The sequence below is a fragment of the Streptomyces sp. WAC07094 genome (assembly GCF_036320405.1).
GTDB classification, from domain to species: domain Bacteria; phylum Actinomycetota; class Actinomycetes; order Streptomycetales; family Streptomycetaceae; genus Streptomyces; species Streptomyces lannensis.
The window spans coordinates 1203262-1223594 of the sequence record NZ_JAVMJZ010000001.1 but is presented as its reverse complement, the minus strand read 5'-3'; the positions used below and the strand labels follow the sequence as shown (position 1 = coordinate 1223594).

The following is a 20333-nucleotide window of genomic DNA, read 5'->3' as shown; positions in this document are numbered from 1 at the left end:
CCGGCGCGCAGGCTGGGCGCATGACGACACATCGCGCCCCCGAGAGCACGAACGAACCCGCCGCGCCCGTCGAGCGCGGCGTGCGGGTCGCGTTGCTCCTCGCCGCCTTCACCGGGCTCGCCTGGACGGCCGGGATGATCTACACCGTCCTCACCTGGCCTCTGTAGGCGCCAGGGCCTGTCGCTCGGATCACGCCGGCGTGGCGGGGCGTGGCACCCGCGTCCGCCACGACGGGTCCTGGCGGCGGTCCGCCGTCCGGAAGGTGATGCCCGCCGCGCGGAGCCGGCCGATCAGCGCTTCGCCCATCGCCTGGGCGGTCGTGACCTGGCCGGACGTGGGCGGCAGGTCGTCCAGGGCCAGAGACAGGGCCGACTCGGCGAACATCTTGGCCGTCTCGTCGTACCCCGGGTCGCCGCCCGCGACCTCCGTGAACACGCGCCGCCCGCCGCCCTCACCCACGAACCGCACCGAGAACCAGCTCCTCGCCCGCCGCTCGGTACTCGGGCCGTCCCCCGGGCGCAGCCGCCCGGACAGCCAACGCCGGGCGGGCGGCAGCTGGGCGGCCGCGAACAGGGCACCCGCGGTCCCGACGCCGCCCAGTGCATAGGGCAGGGTCTCGACGGCCGCGTAATGCCGGTAGCGGAAGTCGGGGCCGTACTGCTCGAGCGCCCGTGCCGACCGGCGCACCACCTGGGCGTCGATGGTGGGCAGCGGCAGCGCCCACGCCCCGACCTCCTTGGCGAAGCGCGGTGCGCCGAGCGGCGCCTGCGCCCGGCGGCCCAGCAGGCGCGGCTCGTGGCGTCCGCGGTCCCGGGCCGCGGCCAGCATCTGCGGCCCGCGCGCGAGCTGGCCGAGCGCGGAGGCGAAGGTGCCGCCCGAGAACATGGCCTGCGCCCGGACGTACCCGTCGACCGTCAACGGCACCCCTTCCGGGAGCTGCCGCACGGTGAAGTACGCCCCGAGGTCGTGCGGGACGGAGTCGAACCCGCAGGAGTGCACGATCCGGGCCCCGGTCTCCCGTGCGCGTGCGTCGTGCCGCACGTACATGAGGTCGACGAATTCCGCCTCGCCGGACAGGTCCAGATAGTCGGTGCCCGCATCGGCGCAGGCGGCCACGAGCTCCTCGCCGTACTCCAGATAGGGGCCGACGGCGGTGGCCAGCACCCGCGCGCCGCGGGCGAGAGCGCGCAGCGATTCCGGATCGGAGACATCCGCCTGGAGTACACCCGGGTCACTGCCGCCGGGCAGCCGTTCCCGCAGCCGCTCGAGCTTCTCGGCGCTGCGGCCCGCGATCGCCCAGCGCAGTCCCTCGGGGGCGTGCGCGGCGAGATACTCCGCGGTCAGCGCGCCGACGAAGCCCGTGGCTCCGAACAGCACGATGTCGTGCGCGCGATCCGTTTTCAGCCTGTTCATGACACCTCTCCGCCCGCGCCGTTGTCGGTGGCCGAGGCTAGCGTGAGCGGTGAGCGATCGGACGGGGAGGTGGGTGCGCGAGTGAGCCGGTGGTCCCTGTGACGCAATTGACTAAGCGCTTGCTCGTGTGGGTATTGCCCCTCCCGCCACCCGTTCATAACATCATCGATGTCACATCAGTTGTGTCACGTACCTGGGGGCCAGATGGCAGTGGCAGGGACGCCGGGGCACGGCCCCCTCGCCGGCGTGCGCGTCGTGGAGCTCGCGGGCATCGGGCCCGGCCCGTTCGCGGCCATGCTCCTGGCCGACCTCGGCGCCGACGTCGTCCGCGTGGACCGTCCGAACGGAACAGGGCTCGCGATCGATCCCGCGTACGACGTCACCAACCGGAACAAGCGGTCCGTGATCGTCGACCTGAAGACCGCGGACGGCGCGGCCACGGTGCTCGAGCTGGTGGAACGCGCGGACATCCTCATCGAGGGCTACCGGCCCGGCGTGGCCGAACGCCTCGGTGTCGGCCCCGGGACCTGCCACGCCCGCAACCCGCGCCTCGTCTACGGCCGTATGACCGGATGGGGCCAGGACGGGCCGCTCGCCCCGCGCGCCGGACACGACATCGCCTACATCGCCCTCACCGGCACCCTCGGCATGATCGGGGATCCCGACACGCCACCCGCAGTCCCCGCGAACCTCGTAGGCGACTACGCGGGCGGCTCCCTCTATCTGGTCGTCGGCCTGCTCGCCGCCCTCCACCACGCGCGTGCGACGGGCACCGGCCAGGTCGTGGACGCGGCCATCGTCGACGGCACGGCGCATCTGTCCTCCATGATCCACGGAATGCTCGCCGCCGGCGGCTGGCAGGACCGCCGCCGCGCCAACCTGCTGGACGGCGGCTGCCCGTTCTACGGCACCTACGAGACGGCCGACGGGCAGTACATGGCGGTCGGTGCCCTGGAGCAGCAGTTCTACGAGGAGTTCGTCGCCCTGCTCGGCATCGGGGACCGGGCTCCGGACCGCAAGGACGTCACCCGCTGGGATGAGTTGCGGGAGCAGGTCGCGGCCCGTTTCAAGACCCGCACCCGCGACGAGTGGACGGCGGTCTTCGAAGGCTCCGACGCCTGTGTGGCCCCCGTCCTTTCGCTGCGCGAGGCCCCCGGGCATCCCCATCTCGCCGCCCGCGGCACTTTCACCGACCACGGCGGAATCACCCAGCCGGCCCCCGCACCGCGCTTCTCCGCCACCCCCGCGTCGGTGCGCAGCGGACCCGCGCGGCCCGGGGCCGGCACCGCGGACGTGGCGCGCGAGTGGGACGTGCCCCGACTGCTCCGGGACGGCGGCTGATGGCGCCCACGACCCTCCTCGGCCGCACGGCGGCCCCTCGGCAGGCCGTCGACAAGGTCCGCCGGCTCGAAGGGACCGCCCGAACCGCTCTCGCCGTACCTGCCGACCTCCTCCGCGAGTCGGGGAGCGGTGTCCGGGCGCGTGTCGAGGGCCCCGCGCGCCACCGGGATCGAGATGCTGAACGTCGCGCCGCCGTGCCGGGATCCGGCCCGGCCGGCCGAAACCGCCGGGAACCGGCTGCGAGGAGGACGTGCACCCAATGAAGCGGCAGATCTACAGCGCGGAGCACGAGGCGTTCCGCGAGACCGTGCGCGTGTTCCTCGCCAAGGAGGTGCTGCCGCACTACGAGCGGTGGGAGAGGGACGGCGTGGTCTCCCGCGCCGTCTGGCGGGCGGCCGGGAAGCAGGGGCTGCTCGGACTCGCCGTACCGGAGGAGTACGGAGGCGGCGGCACCCCGGACTTCCGCTACAGCGCCGTCCTCGTGGAGGAGTTCACGCGCGCCGGCGCCTCCGGGCTCGCGATCGGACTGCACAACGACATCATCGGCCCGTATCTGACGGGCCTGGCCACCGAGGAGCAGAAGCGCCGCTGGCTGCCCGGCTTCTGCGACGGCTCGATCATCACGGCCATCGCCATGACCGAGCCAGGGGCCGGTTCCGACCTCCAGGGCATAAGGACCCGGGCCGAGGACAGGGGCGACCACTGGCTGCTCAACGGCTCCAAGACCTTCATCTCCAACGGGATCCTCGCCGACCTCGTGATCGTCGTGGCGAAGACGACTCCCGAGGGAGGGGCGCACGGGCTGTCGCTGCTCGTCGTCGAGCGTGGGGCGGAGGGCTTCGAGCGCGGCCGCAACCTCGACAAGATCGGCCAGAAGGCGCAGGACACGGCCGAGTTGTTCTTCCACGACGTGCGGGTGCCCAAGGACAACCTGCTCGGTGACCTGCACGGCGCCTTCGGGCACCTGATGACGAACCTGGCGCAGGAGCGGCTGAACATCGCCGTCGCCGGTATCGCCGCTGCCGAGCACCTGCTGGAGATCACCACCGAGTACGTGAAGGAACGCGAGGCCTTCGGGCGGCCGCTCGCCAGACTTCAGCACATCCGCTTCGAAGTGGCGGAGATGGCGACCGAGTGCGCCGTCACCCGCGCCTTCCTCGATCGCTGCATCGCCGACCACGCGGACGGCGGACTCGACGCCGTGCACGCCTCCATGGCCAAGTGGTGGGCGACCGAACTGCAGAAGCGGGTCGCGGACCGCTGCCTCCAGCTGCACGGCGGCTACGGCTACATGACGGAGCACCGTGTGGCCAGAGCCTTCACCGACGGCCGCATCCAGACCATCTACGGCGGGACCACCGAGATCATGAAGGAGATCATCGGACGTTCCCTGCTCGGCTGACCCTCCCCGAAAGGCTTACCAGTGAGCACCGAAGCGTATGTGTACGACGCGATCCGCACCCCGCGCGGTCGCGGCAAGGCCAACGGCGCCCTGCACGGCACCAAGCCCATCGACCTGGTGACCGGACTCATCCACGAGGTCCGGCGGCGGTTCCCCGACCTCGATCCGGCCGCCGTCGACGACATCGTGCTCGGTGTCGTGGGCCCGGTCGGCGACCAGGGCTCCGACATCGCCCGTATCGCAGCCATCGCCGCCGGACTGCCCGACTCCGTGGCCGGTGTCCAGGAGAACCGGTTCTGTGCCTCCGGTCTCGAGGCCGTCAACATGGCCGCCGCCAAGATCCGCTCGGGCTGGGAGGACCTGGTCCTGGCGGGCGGCGTGGAGTCGATGTCACGCGTGCCCATGGCCTCCGACGGCGGCGCCTGGTTCGCCGACCCGATGACCAACATGGCCACCAACTTCGTGCCGCAGGGCATCGGCGCCGACCTCATCGCCACCATCGAGGGCTTCTCCCGGCGGGACGTCGACGAGTACGCGGCCCTGTCCCAGGAGCGTGCCGCGGCCGCCTGGAAGGACGGCCGCTTCGAGAGGTCCGTGGTGCCGGTCACGGACCGCAGCGGCCTCGTCGTCCTCGACCACGACGAGCACATGCGGCCGGGTACGACGGCAGACTCCCTGGCCAAGCTGAAGCCGTCCTTCGCGGACATCGGCGAACTCGGCGGATTCGACGCCGTGGCGCTCCAGAAGTACCACTGGGTCGAGCAGATCGACCACGTCCACCACGCGGGCAACTCCTCGGGCATCGTGGACGGCGCGGCACTGGTCGCCATCGGTTCCAAGGAGGTCGGCGAGCGGTACGGGCTGCGGCCGCGGGCACGGATCGTCTCCGCCGCGGTGTCCGGCTCCGAGCCGACGATCATGCTGACCGGCCCCGCGCCCGCCACCCGCAAGGCGCTCGCCAAGGCGGGGCTGACGATCGACGACATCGACCTCGTCGAGATCAACGAGGCGTTCGCCGCGGTCGTGCTGCGCTTCGTCAAGGACATGGGGATCACGCTGGACAAGGTCAACGTCAACGGCGGTGCCATCGCCCTCGGCCACCCGCTCGGTGCGACCGGCGCCATGATCCTCGGCACGCTGGTGGACGAACTGGAGCGGCAGGACAAGCGGTACGGCCTCGCCACGCTCTGCGTGGGTGGCGGCATGGGCATCGCCACCGTCGTCGAACGCGTCTGACTTTCCCCAACGGATCCTACGGAGCACCCTGATGAGCACTGAGTCCACCACCATCCGCTGGGAGCAGGACGACAGCGGGATCGTCACCCTCGTCCTGGACGACCCCAACCAGTCCGCGAACACCATGAACCAGGCGTTCAGGGACTCGATCGCGGCGATCGCCGAGCGTGCCGAGGCCGAGAAGGACTCCATCCGCGGCATCATCTACACCTCCGCCAAGAAGACCTTCTTCGCGGGCGGCGACCTGAAGGACATGATGAAGGTCGGGCCGGCCGAGGCCCGGCAGGCGTTCGACACCGGTACCGCGATCAAGAGTTCCCTGCGACGCATCGAGACCCTCGGCAAGCCGGTCGTCGCGGCCATCAACGGCGCGGCCCTCGGCGGCGGTTACGAGATCGCCCTCGCCTCCCACCACCGCATCGCCCTGGACGCCCCCGGCTCCAAGATCGGCCTGCCCGAGGTCACCCTCGGTCTGCTGCCGGCCGGCGGCGGCGTCACCCGCACCGTACGCCTCATGGGCATCGCCGACGCCCTGCTGAAGGTGCTCCTCCAGGGCACCCAGTACGCGCCGCGGCGCGCCCTGGAGAACGGCCTGGTGCACGAGGTGGCCACCACCGTCGAGGAGATGCTCGAGAAGGCCCGCGCCTTCATCGACGCCCACCCCGAGTCCCGGCAGCCCTGGGACCAGCCGGGCTACAAGATCCCGGGCGGTACGCCGTCCAACCCGAAGTTCGCGGCCAACCTGCCCGCGTTCCCGGCCAATCTGAAGAAGCAGCTGAACGGCGCTCCCTACCCCGCCCCGCGCAATATCCTCGCGGCCGCGGTGGAGGGCTCCCAGGTCGACTTCGAGACCGCCCTGACCATCGAGGCGCGCTACTTCACCGAGCTGGTCACCGGGCAGACCGCGAAGAACATGATCCAGGCGTTCTTCTTCGACCTCCAGGCAGTCAACTCCGGCGCCAACCGGCCGAAGGGCGTCGAGCCCCGGCAGGTCCGCAAGGTCGCCGTGCTGGGCGCCGGGATGATGGGCGCGGGTATCGCCTACTCGTGCGCCCGCGCGGGTATCGAGGTCGTCCTGAAGGACGTGTCGCTGGAAGCGGCCGTCAAGGGCAAGGAGTACTCCGAGAAGCTGTGCGCCAAGGCGGTCGGCAGGGGGCGTACGACCCAGGAGAAGGCGAACGCCCTGCTCGCTCGTATCACGCCCACCGCCGAGGCGGCCGACCTCGCGGGTTGTGACACCGTCATCGAGGCGGTGTTCGAGGACTCGACGCTCAAGCACAAGGTGTTCCAGGAGATCGAGAACGTCGTCGAGCCGGACGCGCTGCTGTGCTCCAACACCTCGACGCTGCCGATCACCGCGCTGGCCGAGGGTGTGCAGCGGCAGTCCGACTTCATCGGGCTGCACTTCTTCTCGCCGGTCGACAAGATGCCGCTCGTCGAGATCATCAAGGGGGAGCGGACCGGCGAGGAGGCACTGGCCCGTGCCTTCGACCTGGTCCGCCGGATCAACAAGACGCCGATCGTCGTCAACGACTCGCGCGGCTTCTTCACCTCCCGGGTGATCGGGCACTTCATCAACGAGGGCGTCGCCATGGTCGGCGAGGGCATCGAGCCCGCGTCCGTCGAGCAGGCGGCGGCCCAGGCCGGCTATCCGGCCAAGGTCCTCTCCCTGATGGACGAGCTGACGCTGACCCTGCCGCGGAAGATCCGCAACGAGTCCAAGCGGGCCGTCGAGGAGTCGGGCGGCACCTGGGCCCCGCACCCGGCCGAGGCCGTCATCGACCGCATGGTCGACGAGTTCGGCCGGCCCGGCCGCAGCGGGGGCGCCGGCTTCTACGAGTACGGCGAGGACGGCAAGCGCGGGCGGCTGTGGCCGGGCCTGCGGGAGCACTTCACCGAGCCGGGCCGCACGATCCCGTTCGAGGACATGCAGGAGCGCATGCTGTTCTCCGAGGCGCTGGACACCGTCCGGCTTCTGGAGGAGGGCGTGCTGACGTCCGTCGCCGACGCCAACATCGGCTCGATCTTCGGCATCGGCTTCCCCGGCTGGACCGGTGGTGTCCTGCAGTACATCAACGGCTACGCCGACGGCGCCGGTCTCCCCGCCTTCGTGGCCCGTGCCCGGGAGCTCGCCGAGCGGTACGGCGAGCGGTTCACCCCGCCCGCGCTGCTGGTGGAGAAGGCGGACAAGGGCGAGCGGTTCACCGACGCGGGCTGACACGGGCCGGGGCGCACGGGGTCACAGGTCCCCGTGCGGTCCCGTGTCCGGGAGCCATTTGCGCAGCTCCTCCCTCAGGGAGCGCTGGAAGGTGGTGAGCAGGGCCTGCACCACCAGCGGATGCATATGGGCGGACAGTGACTTCACGGCCGTGGAGTCGCTGTCCGCGACCGCGTCGCGGAACAGGCACGACAGCTCGTGCGCCGCCGCCCGCGAATGTTCGATGAGCACGCCGCGGGCCGCGAGGATCGTCTCGAGGCCGAAGGGCACGTCGAGGAGCTGGACGCCGAGCCGGAGGAGCCCCGGATCCACGCGGTACGCGCCGTCGCGCGGCACGGCCACGTTCATCGCCGTGAGCCGCTCCACCTCCTCCTCGCCGAGCGGCCGTCCCGCCCGGCGTTCGAGCTCCGCGCGAGTCATCGTCTCCGTCGCGTCCGGCGCCCAGGACGCCACGACGGCGCGGTGGATGGCCAGGTCCCTGGGGGACAGGTCTCCCGGCAGCTGCTGCATGTAGCGCTCGATGGCCGCCAGTGTCATGCCCTGGCGCTGCAACTCCTCGATGAGAGCAAGCCGGGCCAGGTGCCCGGAACCGTAGTGCCCCACCCGCCGCGGGCCGATCACGGGCGGCGGCAGCAGGCCCTTGGCGCTGTAGAAGCGAACGGTGCGGACCGTGACCCCGGCCCGTGCGGCCAGCTCGTCGACGGTGAGTGCCGGCTCCTCGGTCTCGGTCGTCATGTGCAGCAGTATCGCTGTCCCACCACTGCTGTGACACCTGAGCGGGTGCTGCACGGCAACGTGGCCGCCAGGTGACGCCAAGGTGGACTTCATGTGAGAAGTGCCCCCATGTGACGTGCACCATCGCATGCCCGGCGATCTTCGGGGGAAGGTGGCGCCTTGGTCTGTGCCACGTCAGGGGTGGTCCGGGCCGAGCCCCATCCGGACACCCGCGCAGCAGCTGGGCGACGGGCGCACCAGAGAGTAGATCCACTCGTGAGCAAGGACGCCGTGAACACGGCCGCGGTCCCATCCCAGCGCGATGCGGCCCGGACGCCCGCGGACGCCGGCGACGCCGGTTACAGCAAGGACCTCAAGGCCCGCCACGTCAACATGATCGCGATCGGCGGCGCCATCGGGACCGGACTCTTCCTCGGCGCCGGCGGACGGCTGCACAGCGCGGGTCCGGCCCTCGCCCTGGCCTATCTGGTCTGCGGCGTCTTCGCCTTCTTCGTGGTCCGCGCCCTCGGTGAGCTGGTCCTGTACCGGCCGTCGTCCGGGTCCTTCGTGTCCTACGCCCGCGAGTTCCTCGGCGAGAAGGGCGCGTACGTCGCCGGCTGGATGTACTTCCTCAACTGGTCGACGACCGGTATCGCGGACATCACCGCCATCGCGCTCTACACGCACTACTGGAGCTTCTTCACCTCCGTCCCGCAGTGGGTGCTCGCCCTCATCGCGCTCGCGGTCGTGCTGGCGGTGAACCTGATCTCGGTGAAGATCTTCGGTGAGATGGAGTTCTGGTTCGCGATCATCAAGGTCGCCACCCTGGTGTGCTTCATGTTCGTCGGCATCTTCCTGCTGGCCACGCAACACGACGTGGACGGCACCAAGCCGGGTCTGAGCGTGATCACCGACCACGGGGGGATCCTTCCGCACGGGGTCATGCCCGTCGTCATCGTGATGCAGGGCGTGATCTTCGCCTACGCGGCCCTGGAGCTGGTCGGCGTCGCCGCCGGCGAGACCGACCGGCCGGAGAAGGTCGTTCCGCGCGCCGTGAACTCGATCATGTGGCGGGTGGGCCTCTTCTACGTCGGCTCCGTGGTGCTGCTCGCGCTGCTGCTGCCCGGCTCGGTGTACTCGGCGGACCAGAGCCCGTTCGTCACCGTGCTGTCGAAGATCGGAGTCCAGGGCGCGGGCGACGTGATGAACCTGGTCGTGCTGACCGCCGCGATGTCCTCGCTGAACTCGGGCCTGTACTCCACCGGCCGCATCCTGCGCTCCATGGCCGTGGCGGGCTCGGCGCCGAGGTTCACGGCACGGATGAACCGCAGCCAGGTGCCCTACGGCGGCATCCTGCTCACCTGCGCGGTGTGCGTCCTCGGCGTCGCCCTGAACTACTTCGTGCCGAGCCAGGCCTTCGAGATAGTGCTGAACGTGGCCTCGCTCGGTGTGATCAGCACCTGGGTGATCATCATGGTCTGCCACCTGGTGTTCGTGCGCCGCGCCCGGGAGGGCCGGCTCACCCGGCCGTCCTTCCGGCTGCCCGGCAGCCCGGTCACCGAGATCGTCACCGTCGCCTTCCTGCTGGCCGTGCTCGGCCTGATGTGGAACGACCCCGACGTCGGCCGCAAGACGCTGATGCTCGTGCCCGTGATCGCCGTCATGCTCGTCGGCGGCTGGTTCGCACTGCGCCGGCGCATCGCGAAGGCGGCGGACCGGGAGCTGACCGGGTTCACGGAGTAGCAGCTCACCGGCCACTGTCAGTGGTGGTCCCTACGGTTGCGTCATGTCGGAGATCCTGTATGTCCGGGGTGACGCCACCGTGCCTTCGGGCGAGGGCGCGAAGGTGGTCGCCCATGTGTGCAACGACGTCGGGGGCTGGGGGCGCGGCTTCGTGAGGGCGGTCTCCGAGCGCTGGCCGGAGCCGGAAGCGGCGTACCGCGCCTGGTACAGGGCCCGGGAGACGAACGACTTCGGTCTGGGCGCCGTCCAGGTCGTCCGGGTCGAGACCGACGTATGGGTGGCCAATCTGATCGGGCAGCGGGGGATACGCAGGCGTGGCCGCGGGACCGTACCCGTGCGGTACGAGGCGATCGGTACGGCACTCGCGGCGCTGGCCCCTCGGGCGCTGGACCTCGGCGCCCGCGTCCATATGCCGCGCATAGGGTGTGGGCTCGCGGGGGGCACCTGGTCCCGCGTGGAGCCGTTGATCAGCGAGCGGCTCCTGAGGCGTGGCGTGCACGTGACCGTGTACGACCCGGAGGAGGAGCCGAGTTGAGCCGGGACAGCGATGTGCTCGTCGTGGGCGGGGCCGGGGTGGACACCATCGTGTACGTGCCGGAACTGCCGCTCCCGTATGCGGACAGTTACATGATCCGGTCCGGGATCGAGACCCGGGCCGGGCAGACCGGGGACTTCGTGGCGCTGGGGCTGAGCGCCCTCGGGCTTCGCACCCATCACCTCGACATGCTCGGCGACGACCCCGAGGGGGAACTGGTCCGTGCCCTGCACCGCGACCGGGGCGTCGGGCTCACCGTGATACCCCAGCCCGCCGGCACGAAGCGCGCCGTCAACCTCGTCGGCCCCGACGGGCGGCGGCTGTCCCTGTACGACGCGAGCCGTTCGCACAGCGAGGACCGGTTCCCCGAGCCGGTGCTCCGGGCGCTGGCGGACGGCAGCCGGCACGTCCATGTCGCGATCACCCATCCGGCCGCCCACGCCTTGCCCGTGCTGCGTGACACCGGGGTCACCCTGTCCACCGATCTGCACGACTGGGACGGCGAGAATGCGTATCACGAGCCATTCGCCCGCGCCGCGGACGTCGTCTTCGTGTCCACCGCCCGTCTCACCGATCCGGAGCGGACCATGCGGCACCTCGTGGAGCGCGGCCGGGCGCGGATCGTCGTCGCCACGGCCGGAGCCGAGGGGGCGTACCTCCTGTCCGACGACGAGGTGACCCATGTCCCAGCCGTTGCCCCGCCCGCCCCGGTGGTGGACTCCAACGGCGCGGGCGACGCCTTCGCGGCCGGTTTCCTCTTCGGCCTTCTGAGCGGGGAGCCGCCCCGGCGGTGCGCGCTCTACGGCGCGGTGGCCGGAGCCCACGCCTGCACGGTGCCGGCCACACGGACGGCGGCGGCAGGCCGGGAAGAACTGCTGACCCGGGCGGCGGAGGCGGAGTCGGCCCTGCGGTGAGGCGGCGCAGGCACCCGGCCCACGCCGCCCGGCTCGGCATCAGCCTCCGTGCACGTCGTTCGTCGCCTCGATCCTCTTCCACGACTTCGGCGGTACGGGGGCGGTGGCGCGCTGCGCGACTGCCGCGCCCTGCGCCGCGGGCGCGGCGGGCTTCGTCGGCCGGAACAGCCAGGTGTCGAAGAGTTCGGCCAACGGCTTCCCCGACACCTTCTCCGCGTACGCCCGGAAGTCCGCGACCGAGGCGTTGCCGTACGCGTGCTTCTTCGGCCAGCCCTTCAGGACGGCGAAGAACGCGTCGTCCCCGATCTCGTTCCGCAGTGCCTGCACGGCGAGCGCGCCCCGGTCGTACACCGCGATGTCGAACTGGTTGTCGGGCCCCGGGTCACCCGGCGCGACGGTCCAGAAGGCGTCCTCAGCCGGATGCGAGGCGTACACGTAGTCCGCCAGCTCCTGCGCGGTGCCCTCGCCCTCGTGCTCGGACCACAGCCACTGGGCGTAGCGTGCGAACCCCTCGTTGATCCAGATGTCCTTCCAGCCCTTCAGCGACACGTCGTCGCCGAACCACTGGTGCGCCAGTTCGTGCACGACCACGGACGTGTTCGAGCCGCCCGCGAACTGCCGGGGGCTGTAGTACACACGAGTCTGTGTCTCCAGCGCGTACCCGGTGGTCGTGTCGGGGACGTACCCGCCGACCGAGTTGAAGGGATACGGCCCGAAGCGGCCGGTCAGCCAGTCGACGATCTCGCCGGTCCGCTCCACGCTCGCCCGCGCGGCGCCGTCGTCCGCACCGAGGTCCTTGCTGTAGGCGTTGACGACCGGGACGCCGCTCGACGTCCTCCCCGTCGTGATGTCGAACCTGCCGATCGCGAGCGTGGTGAGATAGGTCGCCTGCGGCTTGTCGGAGCGCCAGTTGTACCGGGTCGTACCGGGCCCGGAGACGGTCGACTGCAGCGTGCCGTTCGAGATCGCCTGTGTGCCCTTCGGCACCGCCACCGACACGTCGTAGGTCGCCTTGTCGAGCGGATGATCGTTGCTGGGGAACCACCACCACGCGGACTCGGGCTCGTCGGCCGCGACCGCGCCGTCCGGGGTGCGGTGCCAGGTGGAGAAGCCGTACGCGCTCTTCGTGGACGGCACCCCGCTGTACCGCACCACGACGGTGATCGCGGTGCCCTTCGGCAGCGCACGGGCCGGGGTGATCTCCAGCTCGTGCTGTCCGGACGTGGTGAACGCCGCCTTCGCGCCGTTCACCCGGACCTCGCTCACATCGAGCAGGAAGTCCAGGTCGAACCGGGACAGGTTCTGCGTGGTGGTGGCGAGGAGGGTGGTCGTGCCCTCCAGTTCGTCCGTCTGCGGCCGGTAGGTGAGCCGGATGTCGTAGTGGGAGACGTCGTAGCCGCCGTTGCCGTAGTACGGGTAATAGGAGTCGCCGATACCCGGTGCGCCGGGCCGGTCGTCGGCGGCCGATGCCGGGATCGCCAGCAACAAGGAAGCCGCCGCGAGCGCGCCCGGGGCGATGAGTCTGCGGTGCACGAGAGCTCCAAGTCATAGGGGCACGAGATCGGTTCGGACCCTATTCAGTCCCCGACCGCCTGAGCATGTCCATGGCACCCCCTGTCATACGATCGCCATTCGGCCGTCATGGTCCACGGCGTCCCTCGGGACGCTCCCGGCCGTCGCGCCGCGCCTGTCCGGCAGGTCGTCAGTTGCCCTCTTCTGCACGGGAGTTGACCCATGTACCGTCCCGCGCATGCCGAAACGTACGCGCTTCACGATCTGGAGACCACTCGCGACGGCGGCCACGGCCGCCCTGCTGGCCGCCTTCCTCACGCCGTCGGCCGCCCACGGCGCGCCACGGGAGAGCCGGCCCGTGTACTCGTACGAGAACGCCATCCGTGAGTCCGTCTGGGTGGACACCGGCCTGGACGGCGACGGCGACGGCCGTACCGACCGGGTCGCCGTCGACATCGTCCGGCCGCGCGAACCCGCAGCCCAGGGGCGCCGAATCCCCGTGATCATGGATGCCAGCCCGTACTACTCCTGCTGCGGGCGCGGCAACGAGAGCCAGACGAAGACCTACGACGCCGCGGGCCATGTCGTCCAGATGCCGCTCTTCTACGACAACTACTTCGTGCCGCGCGGCTACGCCTTCGTCGGGGTCGACCTGGCCGGAACCAACCGCTCCGACGGCTGTGTCGACGTCGGCGGCCGCTCCGACATCCAGTCCGCCAAGGCAGTCGTCGACTGGCTGAACGGCCGCGCCAAGGGGTACACCACCCGCACCGGTGCGACCACGGCGAAGGCGTCCTGGACCGACGGCAGCACCGGCATGATCGGCAAGAGCTGGGACGGCACCATCGCCAACGGCGTCGCGGCCACGGGCGTCAAGGGCCTGAAGACCATCGTGCCGATCAGTTCCATCTCCTCCTGGTACGACTACTACTTCGCCAAGGGCGCACCCCTGTACGACTCGGGCCCCGACTGGCTCGCCGACTACGTCGACAGCCCCGACGCCCGCGCCCGGTGCGCCGCCGTGCAGCAGAAGCTCGTCGAGGGAGCACCGCGCACCGGCGACTGGACGCCGCAGTGGACCGAGCGCGACTACGTGAAGGACGCCGCCAAGGTCCGGGCCAGTGTGTTCCTCGTGCACGGCATGCAGGACCTCAACGTCCGCACCAAGCACCTCGGTCAGTGGTGGAACGCGCTGGCGAAGAACGGCGTCGAGCGCAAGATCTGGCTCTCCCAGACCGGGCACGTCGACCCCTTCGACTACCGGCGCACGGAGTGGGTGGACACCCTGCACCGCTGGTTCGACCACGAGCTCCTCGGCTACGACAACGGCATCGATCACGAGCCCATGGCCGACATCGAACGCCACCCAGACCAGTGGTCCACCTCGGCCGTCTGGCCGCCGCGGGACACGGCGACCACCACCCTGCGGCCGGGCCGGGGCACCACGGCGGGCGTCGGCACCCTCGGGCTGCGGACCGGCAGGGGCACCGAGACGTTCACCGACGATCCGAAGCTGAGCGAGACCGACTGGGCCGCACACATCGACGAATCCACCCCGGGCAAGGCCGGCTTCCTCACCGCGCCCCTGTCGAGGGACCTGCGGGTCTCCGGCTCCTCCACGGTCACCGTCACCGTGACACCGACCACCCCCACGGCCCATCTCTCCGCCGTGCTGGTCGATCTCGGGCCCGACATCATCCGGGACTACGCCGACTCCGGCGAGGGCATCACAACGCTCACCGACCGCACCTGCTGGGGTGCGAGCACGACGGGCGACAGCGCCTGTTTCAGGGCCACCCAGGCCAAGAAGACCGACGTGGGCTCCACGGTGTTCAGCCGTGGCTGGGCCGACCTCGGCAACTACGCCTCGGACCGCAAGGGCCTCCCGCTCACCCCGGGCAGGGCGTACACGATCACACTCGACCTGGCCGCCACCGACCACGTCGTCCCGAAGGGCCACCGGCTCGCACTGATCGTCGCGGGCACCGACCGGGATCTCATCGACCCACCGGCCGACACCCCGACCCTGACCGTGGACCTGTCCCGTACGAGCGCCCGTGTGCCGCTGGTCGGTGGGGCGGCGGCCTTCGACCGCGCCGCCTCGGGCTCCCCCGCGGCCGCGCCCGGGTCCGCCGCCCGGGGCGGTGTGCGGACCCCGCACACCGCCCACCGGGTTCCGGGGGACGTCCGGTGACCATGCCGCGCACACCGGCTAAGCACCGCTGACGGCACGTCGGGCGGCCGGGCCCACCAGCCCGGCCGCCCGACGTGCACACCCCCACGCCACCGTGACGCCCGCACCCCCGTGCCCGTAGTTGTGCACCACCGTCCCACCGTCGGGCAGCACCTCGCGTTCCAGCCGGACGGTGTCGCGGGCCGGTCGCAGCCCCACCCGGTGCTGGAGGACGCGGGCTCCTGCGATCTCGGGCCGCACCGCCGCGCACCGCGCCACGATCGCCGCGGCCGTGCGCGGATCGGGTGTCAGCGACCAGTCGTCCTCCTCGGCGGTGCCGCCCAGGATCAGCCCGCCGGGCTGGGGGAGGATGTACGTGCTCGCCTTCGACGAGTGGTCCACCGAGGTGAGCCAGGTCGTGATCCCGGGGTTCTCCACCACGACGAGCTGCCCGCGTACCGGATGCACCAGGGGATCCCCGGCCAGCTCGCGAGCCCCCAGGCCGGTGCAGTTGACCACGACCGGTGCCTCGGCGGCCGGCTCCGCCAGATCCGTGACGGCCCGTTCCTCGGCCCTGCCGCCTGCCCGCAGCAACTGCTCGCGCAACCAGGGAAGATGAGTCGACATGTCGATCAGGGGGAGCCGTCCCCACAGCCCCGTTCCCGGGTACTCGGCGTCCGTGGCGGCCCGCAGACCGTCGATGCCCGCGGCCCAGGCCCCGAGCCCGTCCAGGCGCGTCTCGCCGTGTACGCCCTCGACCAGGCGTACGCCCGTCTCCTCGGGCCGCTCCGCCAGCTCCCGGTACACGGCGAGTGATTCCAGTGCCCAGTCGCCGACGAGGGACTCGGGCCGGATCCGGTAGGGCCACCACAGTGCTCCGGCGACCGCCGAGGTGGCCCGCTCGGCGGGTTCCCTCGCCCACACCCGTACCCGCCGGCCGCTCCTGGCCAGGACGATCGCCGTCGTCAAACCGATGACGCCGCCGCCGACCACGATCACATCACCGCTCTGGTCTCTCGTCACGCGGGGACGCTAGCCGAATGTGCGCCGCCGCGCTCACTGCACCGCGAGTGCGGGGATACTCACCACATGTCTGCCGAGTACGCGACCTTCGGCCTGGCGCCGGCGATGCGCACCGGTGGCGTCCTCGCCAACGGTGACCGTCAAGTGCACCGGGACTTCATCGACTTCGTCGTGGACGGACGTCCGCTGCTGTTCCGGCTCCCCGACCTGGACGCCGTCTCCCCGCTCGCCTGCGACCTGCCGCCCGCCGTCCTCACCGCCCAGGTGCGCGCCCTGCTGCTGGAGACCGGTGCGCCTCTCGCCGGCGGTCGCCACATCATCTACGGCTGCCCGGAGTGCGCGGACCTGGCCTGCGGCGCCGTGACCGCGGTGATCGAGAACGACGGTGACGACGTCGTCTGGCGGGACTTCGTCCGGCAGAGCGACGAGCGGGTGGACCTGGAGCTGAACGGCTGCCCGGGAACAGGGCCGTTCCGCTTCCACGGCGAGGAGTACCGCCGTGCCCTGCGTGCCCTGCTCGACGGTGGTGCGGCCGAACGGAGCCGGGTGCTGCTGATCGGCCCGCGCGTCGCCGGCCCGGCCCGGCTCGCCGCCGCACTGCGGACCATCGGCATCGGTGCGGACATCACGCAGGACGCCACGGACGTGCTCGCCGAGGAACTGCGCGGGTACGGCGCGGTCGTCTTCGGGGACGCGGTCGGCGAACGGGAACGCGCCGGTGTCCGGGACTCGTTCGAGCGTGCAGGGGTCGAGGTGGCGTACGTCGACGGACCGGCCCCCGTCGTCCCGCTCCTCGTCGCCCAGGTCGAGCAGGCGCTGGACCGCAATCCGCCGCAGCGGCGCCGGCTCGTCCGCCTGACGGCCGCCGACGGCACGGCGGACCTCGAGGTCGGTGCCACCTGCCGGGTCGGCCTCACCACGTACCGCCTGGACCGACTGCACCGCGTCCACATCCGTGAGGTCTTCGACGGAATGCTGGCGACGGGCCGCCATCGCATCGCCCTCGGCCCGAGGGCCACCAGGGGGGAGGCCCATGTGGTGGCCCGGACGTCCGCCGGAGTGCTGGTGGCGGCGGTGGCGAGCTGAGCGGCCCGGAGCGGCGCCCTGCGGTCCGGCCCGAGGCTCCTGCCGTTGGGACCGCCGTCCCGCGCTCGTTAGGATCGGCGGTCTGATGACTGCCACTCTCGTCGCCAAGGACCTCACCGCCGGGCACGGTGACCGTTCGCTCTTCTCCGGGCTCGACCTCGTCGTCGCGCCCGGGGACGTGATCGGGCTCGTCGGTGCCAACGGGGCCGGCAAGTCCACCCTGCTGCGGATGCTCGCCGGAGTGCTCGCCCCGGAGCGGGGGGAACTGCGCCTGTCCCCGCCGACCGCGACGGTCGGCCACCTCCCGCAGGAGCCGGACCGCAGGCCGGGTGAGACGGTACGCGCGTTTCTGGCGCGCCGCACCGGCGTGGCCGAGGCGCAGCGTCTGATGGACGAGGCGACACAGGGGCTCGTCGACGGGACGCCCGGAGCCGACGACGCGTACGCCGAGAGCCTGGAGCGCTGGCTCGGGCTCGGCGGTGCGGACCTCGACGAACGTGCCGAGGAGGTCGCCGACTCCCTCGGCCTGGGCGTCGGTCTCGACCAGCGGATGACCGCCCTGTCCGGCGGCCAGGCGGCCCGTGCCGGCCTCGCCTCGCTGCTGCTCTCCCGCTACGACGTGTTCCTGCTGGACGAGCCCACCAACGACCTCGATCTCGACGGTCTGGAGCGCCTGGAGCACTTCGTCGCGGGGCTGCGGGCCGGCACGGTGGTCGTCAGCCACGACCGCGAGTTCCTCACCCGCACGGCCACCAAGGTCCTCGAGCTGGACCTCGCGCAGCGGCAGATCAATCTGTACGGCGGTGGCTACGAGGCCTACCTGGAGGAGCGGGAGACGGCGCGCAGGCACGCCCGCGACGACTACGAGGAGTACGCCGACAAGAAGTCCGCCCTCCAGGACCGGGCCCAGATGCAGCGGTCCTGGATGGACAAGGGGGTCAGGAACGCGCGGCGCAAGTCGGGCAACGACAACGACAAGATCGGCCGCAAGTTCCGCAGCGAGGCCAGCGAGAAGCAGGCCGCGAAAGCCCGGCAGACGCAGCGCATGATCGAGCGCCTCGAGGTCGTCGAGGAACCCCGGAAGGAGTGGGAGCTGCGCATGGAGATCGCGGCGGCTCCCCGTTCGGGTTCCGTCGTGGCCACGCTGCGGGACGCGCAGGTGCGGCACGGCGACTTCACGTTCGGTCCGGTGTCGCTGCAGCTCGACTGGGCGGACCGGGTGGCGGTGACCGGTGCCAACGGCGCGGGCAAGTCGACGCTGCTCGGCGCGCTGCTCGGCCGTGTCCCGCTGGACTCGGGCCATGCCGCGCTCGGTTCGGGGGTCCTGGTCGGCGAGGTCGACCAGGCGCGCGGGCTCTTCCACGGCCCCGAGACCCTGCTGGACGCGTTCAGCGCCGCCGTCCCCGACACGGAGCCGGTCGAGGTGCGTACGCTGCTCGCCAAGTTCGGCCTGAAGGCGGAACACGTCCTGCGCCCGGCCTCGACCCTTTCCCCGGGCGAGCGCACACGGGCGGCACTGGCCCTTCTCCAGGGCAGGGGCGTGAACCTCCTCGTCCTCGACGAGCCGACGAACCACCTCGATCTCCCGGCCATCGAGCAGCTGGAATCGGCCCTGGACTCCTACGAGGGCACTCTGCTCCTGGTCACCCACGACCGCCGGATGCTGGACGCCGTCCAGGTGAACCGCCGCCTGGAGGTGGCGGACGGCAAGGTGACGGAACACCGGTGACCGCGCGGCCGTAATCGGCTTGTTCCGCCGGAGGCGTGCGCCCTAGGGTGAGTCCACTTCGACGAGACGCTCCCCCGGAGTACGCCGCAGAGCGGGCGCGTCCCACCTCGCTGAGGTGCCGGAGGGGCGGCAGCAGTCTTTGCCGACCCTTCCTCCCGGAGGTCTCCTCATGCACATCGGTATCGGCCTGCCCATCGGCGACCCGACCGCATTGCTCGACTGGGCGCGGCGCGCCGACGCAGGGCCCTTCAGCACCCTCGGCCTGCTCGACCGGTTCGTCTACGACAACCCCGAACCGCTGGTGGCGCTCGCCGTGCTCGCCGGAGCCACCTCGCGCATCCGGGTGCAGACCGAGGTACTGCTCGCTCCGCTGCGCGACACCGCCCTGCTCGCCAAGCAGGCCGCCACCGTGGACCGGATGACCGGTGGCCGTCTGGTCCTCGGTCTCGGCATCGGCGGCCGGCACGACGACCACAGGGCCACGGGCGTCGACATCCGGACCCGGGGCCGGCGCCTCGACGAACAGATGAGGGTGCTGCGCAGGCTGTGGGCCGGCGAGCCGTACGGCGAGGGCGTCGGCCCCATCGGTCCCCTGCCCGCCCGTCCCGGTGGACCGGAGGTGCTCTTCGGCGGCTTCAGGCCCGTCGCGCTCGAACGCGTCGCGCGGTGGGGTGACGGGTTCCTCGCCGCCGCTCCGCCCTCCTGGGCGGGCGGCCTGTTCGACGCGGTCCGCCACTTCTGGCACGAGTACGGCCGTGAGGGGGAGCCCCGCATCGTCGCTCAGATCAACATCGCCCTCGGACCGGAAGCGCTGATCGACGAGGCCCGGGCGGCCATGCACGACTATTACGCCTTCACCGGCACGGCCGACCGGATGGCCGCTGGCATGCTCACCACACCGGTGGAGATCCGCGACGCGATCACCGGATTCGCCGACCTCGGCGCCGACGAGGTCATGCTCTACTGCTACGGCCTCGACCCGGCCCAGGTGGACCGGCTCGCCGACGTCCTGTGAGGCCCCGACACACCGGCGGACGCCGCGCGCGGACAGTTCCGTGGCCCGCTCTGTCTCCGGGGGCGCGACCCCGGAGCCGCGGCGTTCGCCGAGCCGCTCCGCCCGCTTCCGCCGCCGCGCGCCCGGGCCGGTCCCGACCGTCCTCCCACCACGTCGCGCCGCCCGGGAGCAGGCAGTCGCCGGCGGGCCGCTGCCCGGTGGTCCGGCCGACGATCACCCGGGCGGTGACGACGTGCCCCGTGTGCCGGCGGCGTCCGTGTGATCCGGCCCGGTCATGGG

General features: G+C 71.5%; 16 protein-coding genes. 12 read left to right on the top strand and 4 right to left on the bottom strand.

Features of this window, described 5'->3' with window-relative positions; translation table 11 throughout:
* Positions 1-20 precede the first annotated feature (20 nt).
* Entirely contained in the window at positions 21-167 is a 147-nt protein-coding gene (locus RCR19_RS05485) for a hypothetical protein (protein WP_331264052.1), read from the top strand.
* Positions 168-189: 22 nt separating this feature from the next.
* Here the strand turns inward: RCR19_RS05485 and RCR19_RS05480 are convergent, their stop codons facing one another.
* Positions 190-1413, bottom strand: a complete 1224-nt coding sequence (locus RCR19_RS05480; RefSeq protein WP_331264051.1) for a saccharopine dehydrogenase NADP-binding domain-containing protein — start codon at positions 1411-1413, stop codon at positions 190-192.
* A gap of 204 nt (positions 1414-1617) precedes the next feature.
* Between RCR19_RS05480 and RCR19_RS05475 the strand changes: the two genes are divergently transcribed.
* From RCR19_RS05475 to RCR19_RS05460, 4 genes are all read left to right on the top strand, one after another.
* Entirely contained in the window at positions 1618-2754 is a 1137-nt protein-coding gene (locus tag RCR19_RS05475; protein ID WP_331264050.1) for a CaiB/BaiF CoA-transferase family protein, read from the top strand.
* A 259-nt stretch (positions 2755-3013) separates the two neighbouring features.
* Complete coding sequence (locus tag RCR19_RS05470; protein ID WP_331264049.1) at positions 3014-4156, top strand: acyl-CoA dehydrogenase family protein; 1143 nt, start codon at positions 3014-3016, stop codon at positions 4154-4156.
* Positions 4157-4177: 21 nt separating this feature from the next.
* Complete coding sequence (locus RCR19_RS05465) at positions 4178-5392, top strand: acetyl-CoA C-acetyltransferase (RefSeq protein ID WP_331264048.1); 1215 nt, start codon at positions 4178-4180, stop codon at positions 5390-5392.
* Between the two features lie 31 nt (positions 5393-5423).
* Positions 5424-7610 carry a 3-hydroxyacyl-CoA dehydrogenase NAD-binding domain-containing protein gene (locus tag RCR19_RS05460; protein ID WP_331264047.1) on the top strand — a complete coding sequence of 729 codons (2187 nt, stop codon included), beginning with the start codon at positions 5424-5426 and terminating at the stop codon, positions 7608-7610.
* Positions 7611-7631: 21 nt separating this feature from the next.
* Here RCR19_RS05460 and RCR19_RS05455 read toward each other — a convergent pair whose 3' ends face one another.
* Complete coding sequence (locus RCR19_RS05455; RefSeq protein WP_331264046.1) at positions 7632-8345, bottom strand: MerR family transcriptional regulator; 714 nt, start codon at positions 8343-8345, stop codon at positions 7632-7634.
* A 255-nt stretch (positions 8346-8600) separates the two neighbouring features.
* On the opposite strand from RCR19_RS05455, the gene RCR19_RS05450 reads away from it, so the two are divergent.
* The 3 genes from RCR19_RS05450 to RCR19_RS05440 are packed head-to-tail and all read left to right on the top strand — an operon-like array spanning position 8601 to position 11516.
* Positions 8601-10067 carry an amino acid permease gene (locus tag RCR19_RS05450; RefSeq protein WP_331264045.1) on the top strand — a complete coding sequence of 489 codons (1467 nt, stop codon included), beginning with the start codon at positions 8601-8603 and terminating at the stop codon, positions 10065-10067.
* A gap of 43 nt (positions 10068-10110) precedes the next feature.
* Positions 10111-10602 (top strand): Appr-1-p processing protein, encoded by a 492-nt coding sequence (locus RCR19_RS05445; RefSeq protein ID WP_331264044.1) that lies wholly within the window; start codon positions 10111-10113, stop codon positions 10600-10602.
* A complete protein-coding gene (locus tag RCR19_RS05440) occupies positions 10599-11516 on the top strand; it encodes an adenosine kinase (protein ID WP_331264043.1) in 918 nt (305 codons plus the stop codon). Before RCR19_RS05445 ends, RCR19_RS05440 begins: the two co-directional genes overlap by 4 nt.
* A gap of 39 nt (positions 11517-11555) precedes the next feature.
* Here the strand turns inward: RCR19_RS05440 and RCR19_RS05435 are convergent, their stop codons facing one another.
* On the bottom strand, positions 11556-13049 hold the full coding sequence (locus RCR19_RS05435; RefSeq protein WP_331264042.1) for a M1 family metallopeptidase: 1494 nt from the start codon (positions 13047-13049) through the stop codon (positions 11556-11558).
* 217 nt (positions 13050-13266) lie between these two features.
* On the opposite strand from RCR19_RS05435, the gene RCR19_RS05430 reads away from it, so the two are divergent.
* Positions 13267-15222, top strand: coding sequence for a Xaa-Pro dipeptidyl-peptidase (locus RCR19_RS05430; RefSeq protein ID WP_331264041.1), 1956 nt, complete (start codon positions 13267-13269; stop codon positions 15220-15222).
* 18 nt (positions 15223-15240) lie between these two features.
* On the opposite strand, the gene RCR19_RS05425 is transcribed toward RCR19_RS05430, so the two are convergent.
* A complete protein-coding gene (locus tag RCR19_RS05425; RefSeq protein ID WP_331264040.1) occupies positions 15241-16224 on the bottom strand; it encodes an FAD-dependent oxidoreductase in 984 nt (327 codons plus the stop codon).
* A gap of 66 nt (positions 16225-16290) precedes the next feature.
* Between RCR19_RS05425 and RCR19_RS05420 the strand changes: the two genes are divergently transcribed.
* The 3 genes from RCR19_RS05420 (at position 16291) to RCR19_RS05410 (ending at position 20054) form a co-directional block, all read left to right on the top strand.
* Positions 16291-17310, top strand: a complete 1020-nt coding sequence (locus RCR19_RS05420; protein WP_331264039.1) for an oxidoreductase — start codon at positions 16291-16293, stop codon at positions 17308-17310.
* An 85-nt stretch (positions 17311-17395) separates the two neighbouring features.
* Positions 17396-19039, top strand: coding sequence for an ABC-F family ATP-binding cassette domain-containing protein (locus tag RCR19_RS05415; protein WP_331264038.1), 1644 nt, complete (start codon positions 17396-17398; stop codon positions 19037-19039).
* Between the two features lie 169 nt (positions 19040-19208).
* Positions 19209-20054, top strand: coding sequence for an LLM class flavin-dependent oxidoreductase (locus RCR19_RS05410; protein ID WP_331264037.1), 846 nt, complete (start codon positions 19209-19211; stop codon positions 20052-20054).
* Positions 20055-20333: the final 279 nt, after the last annotated feature.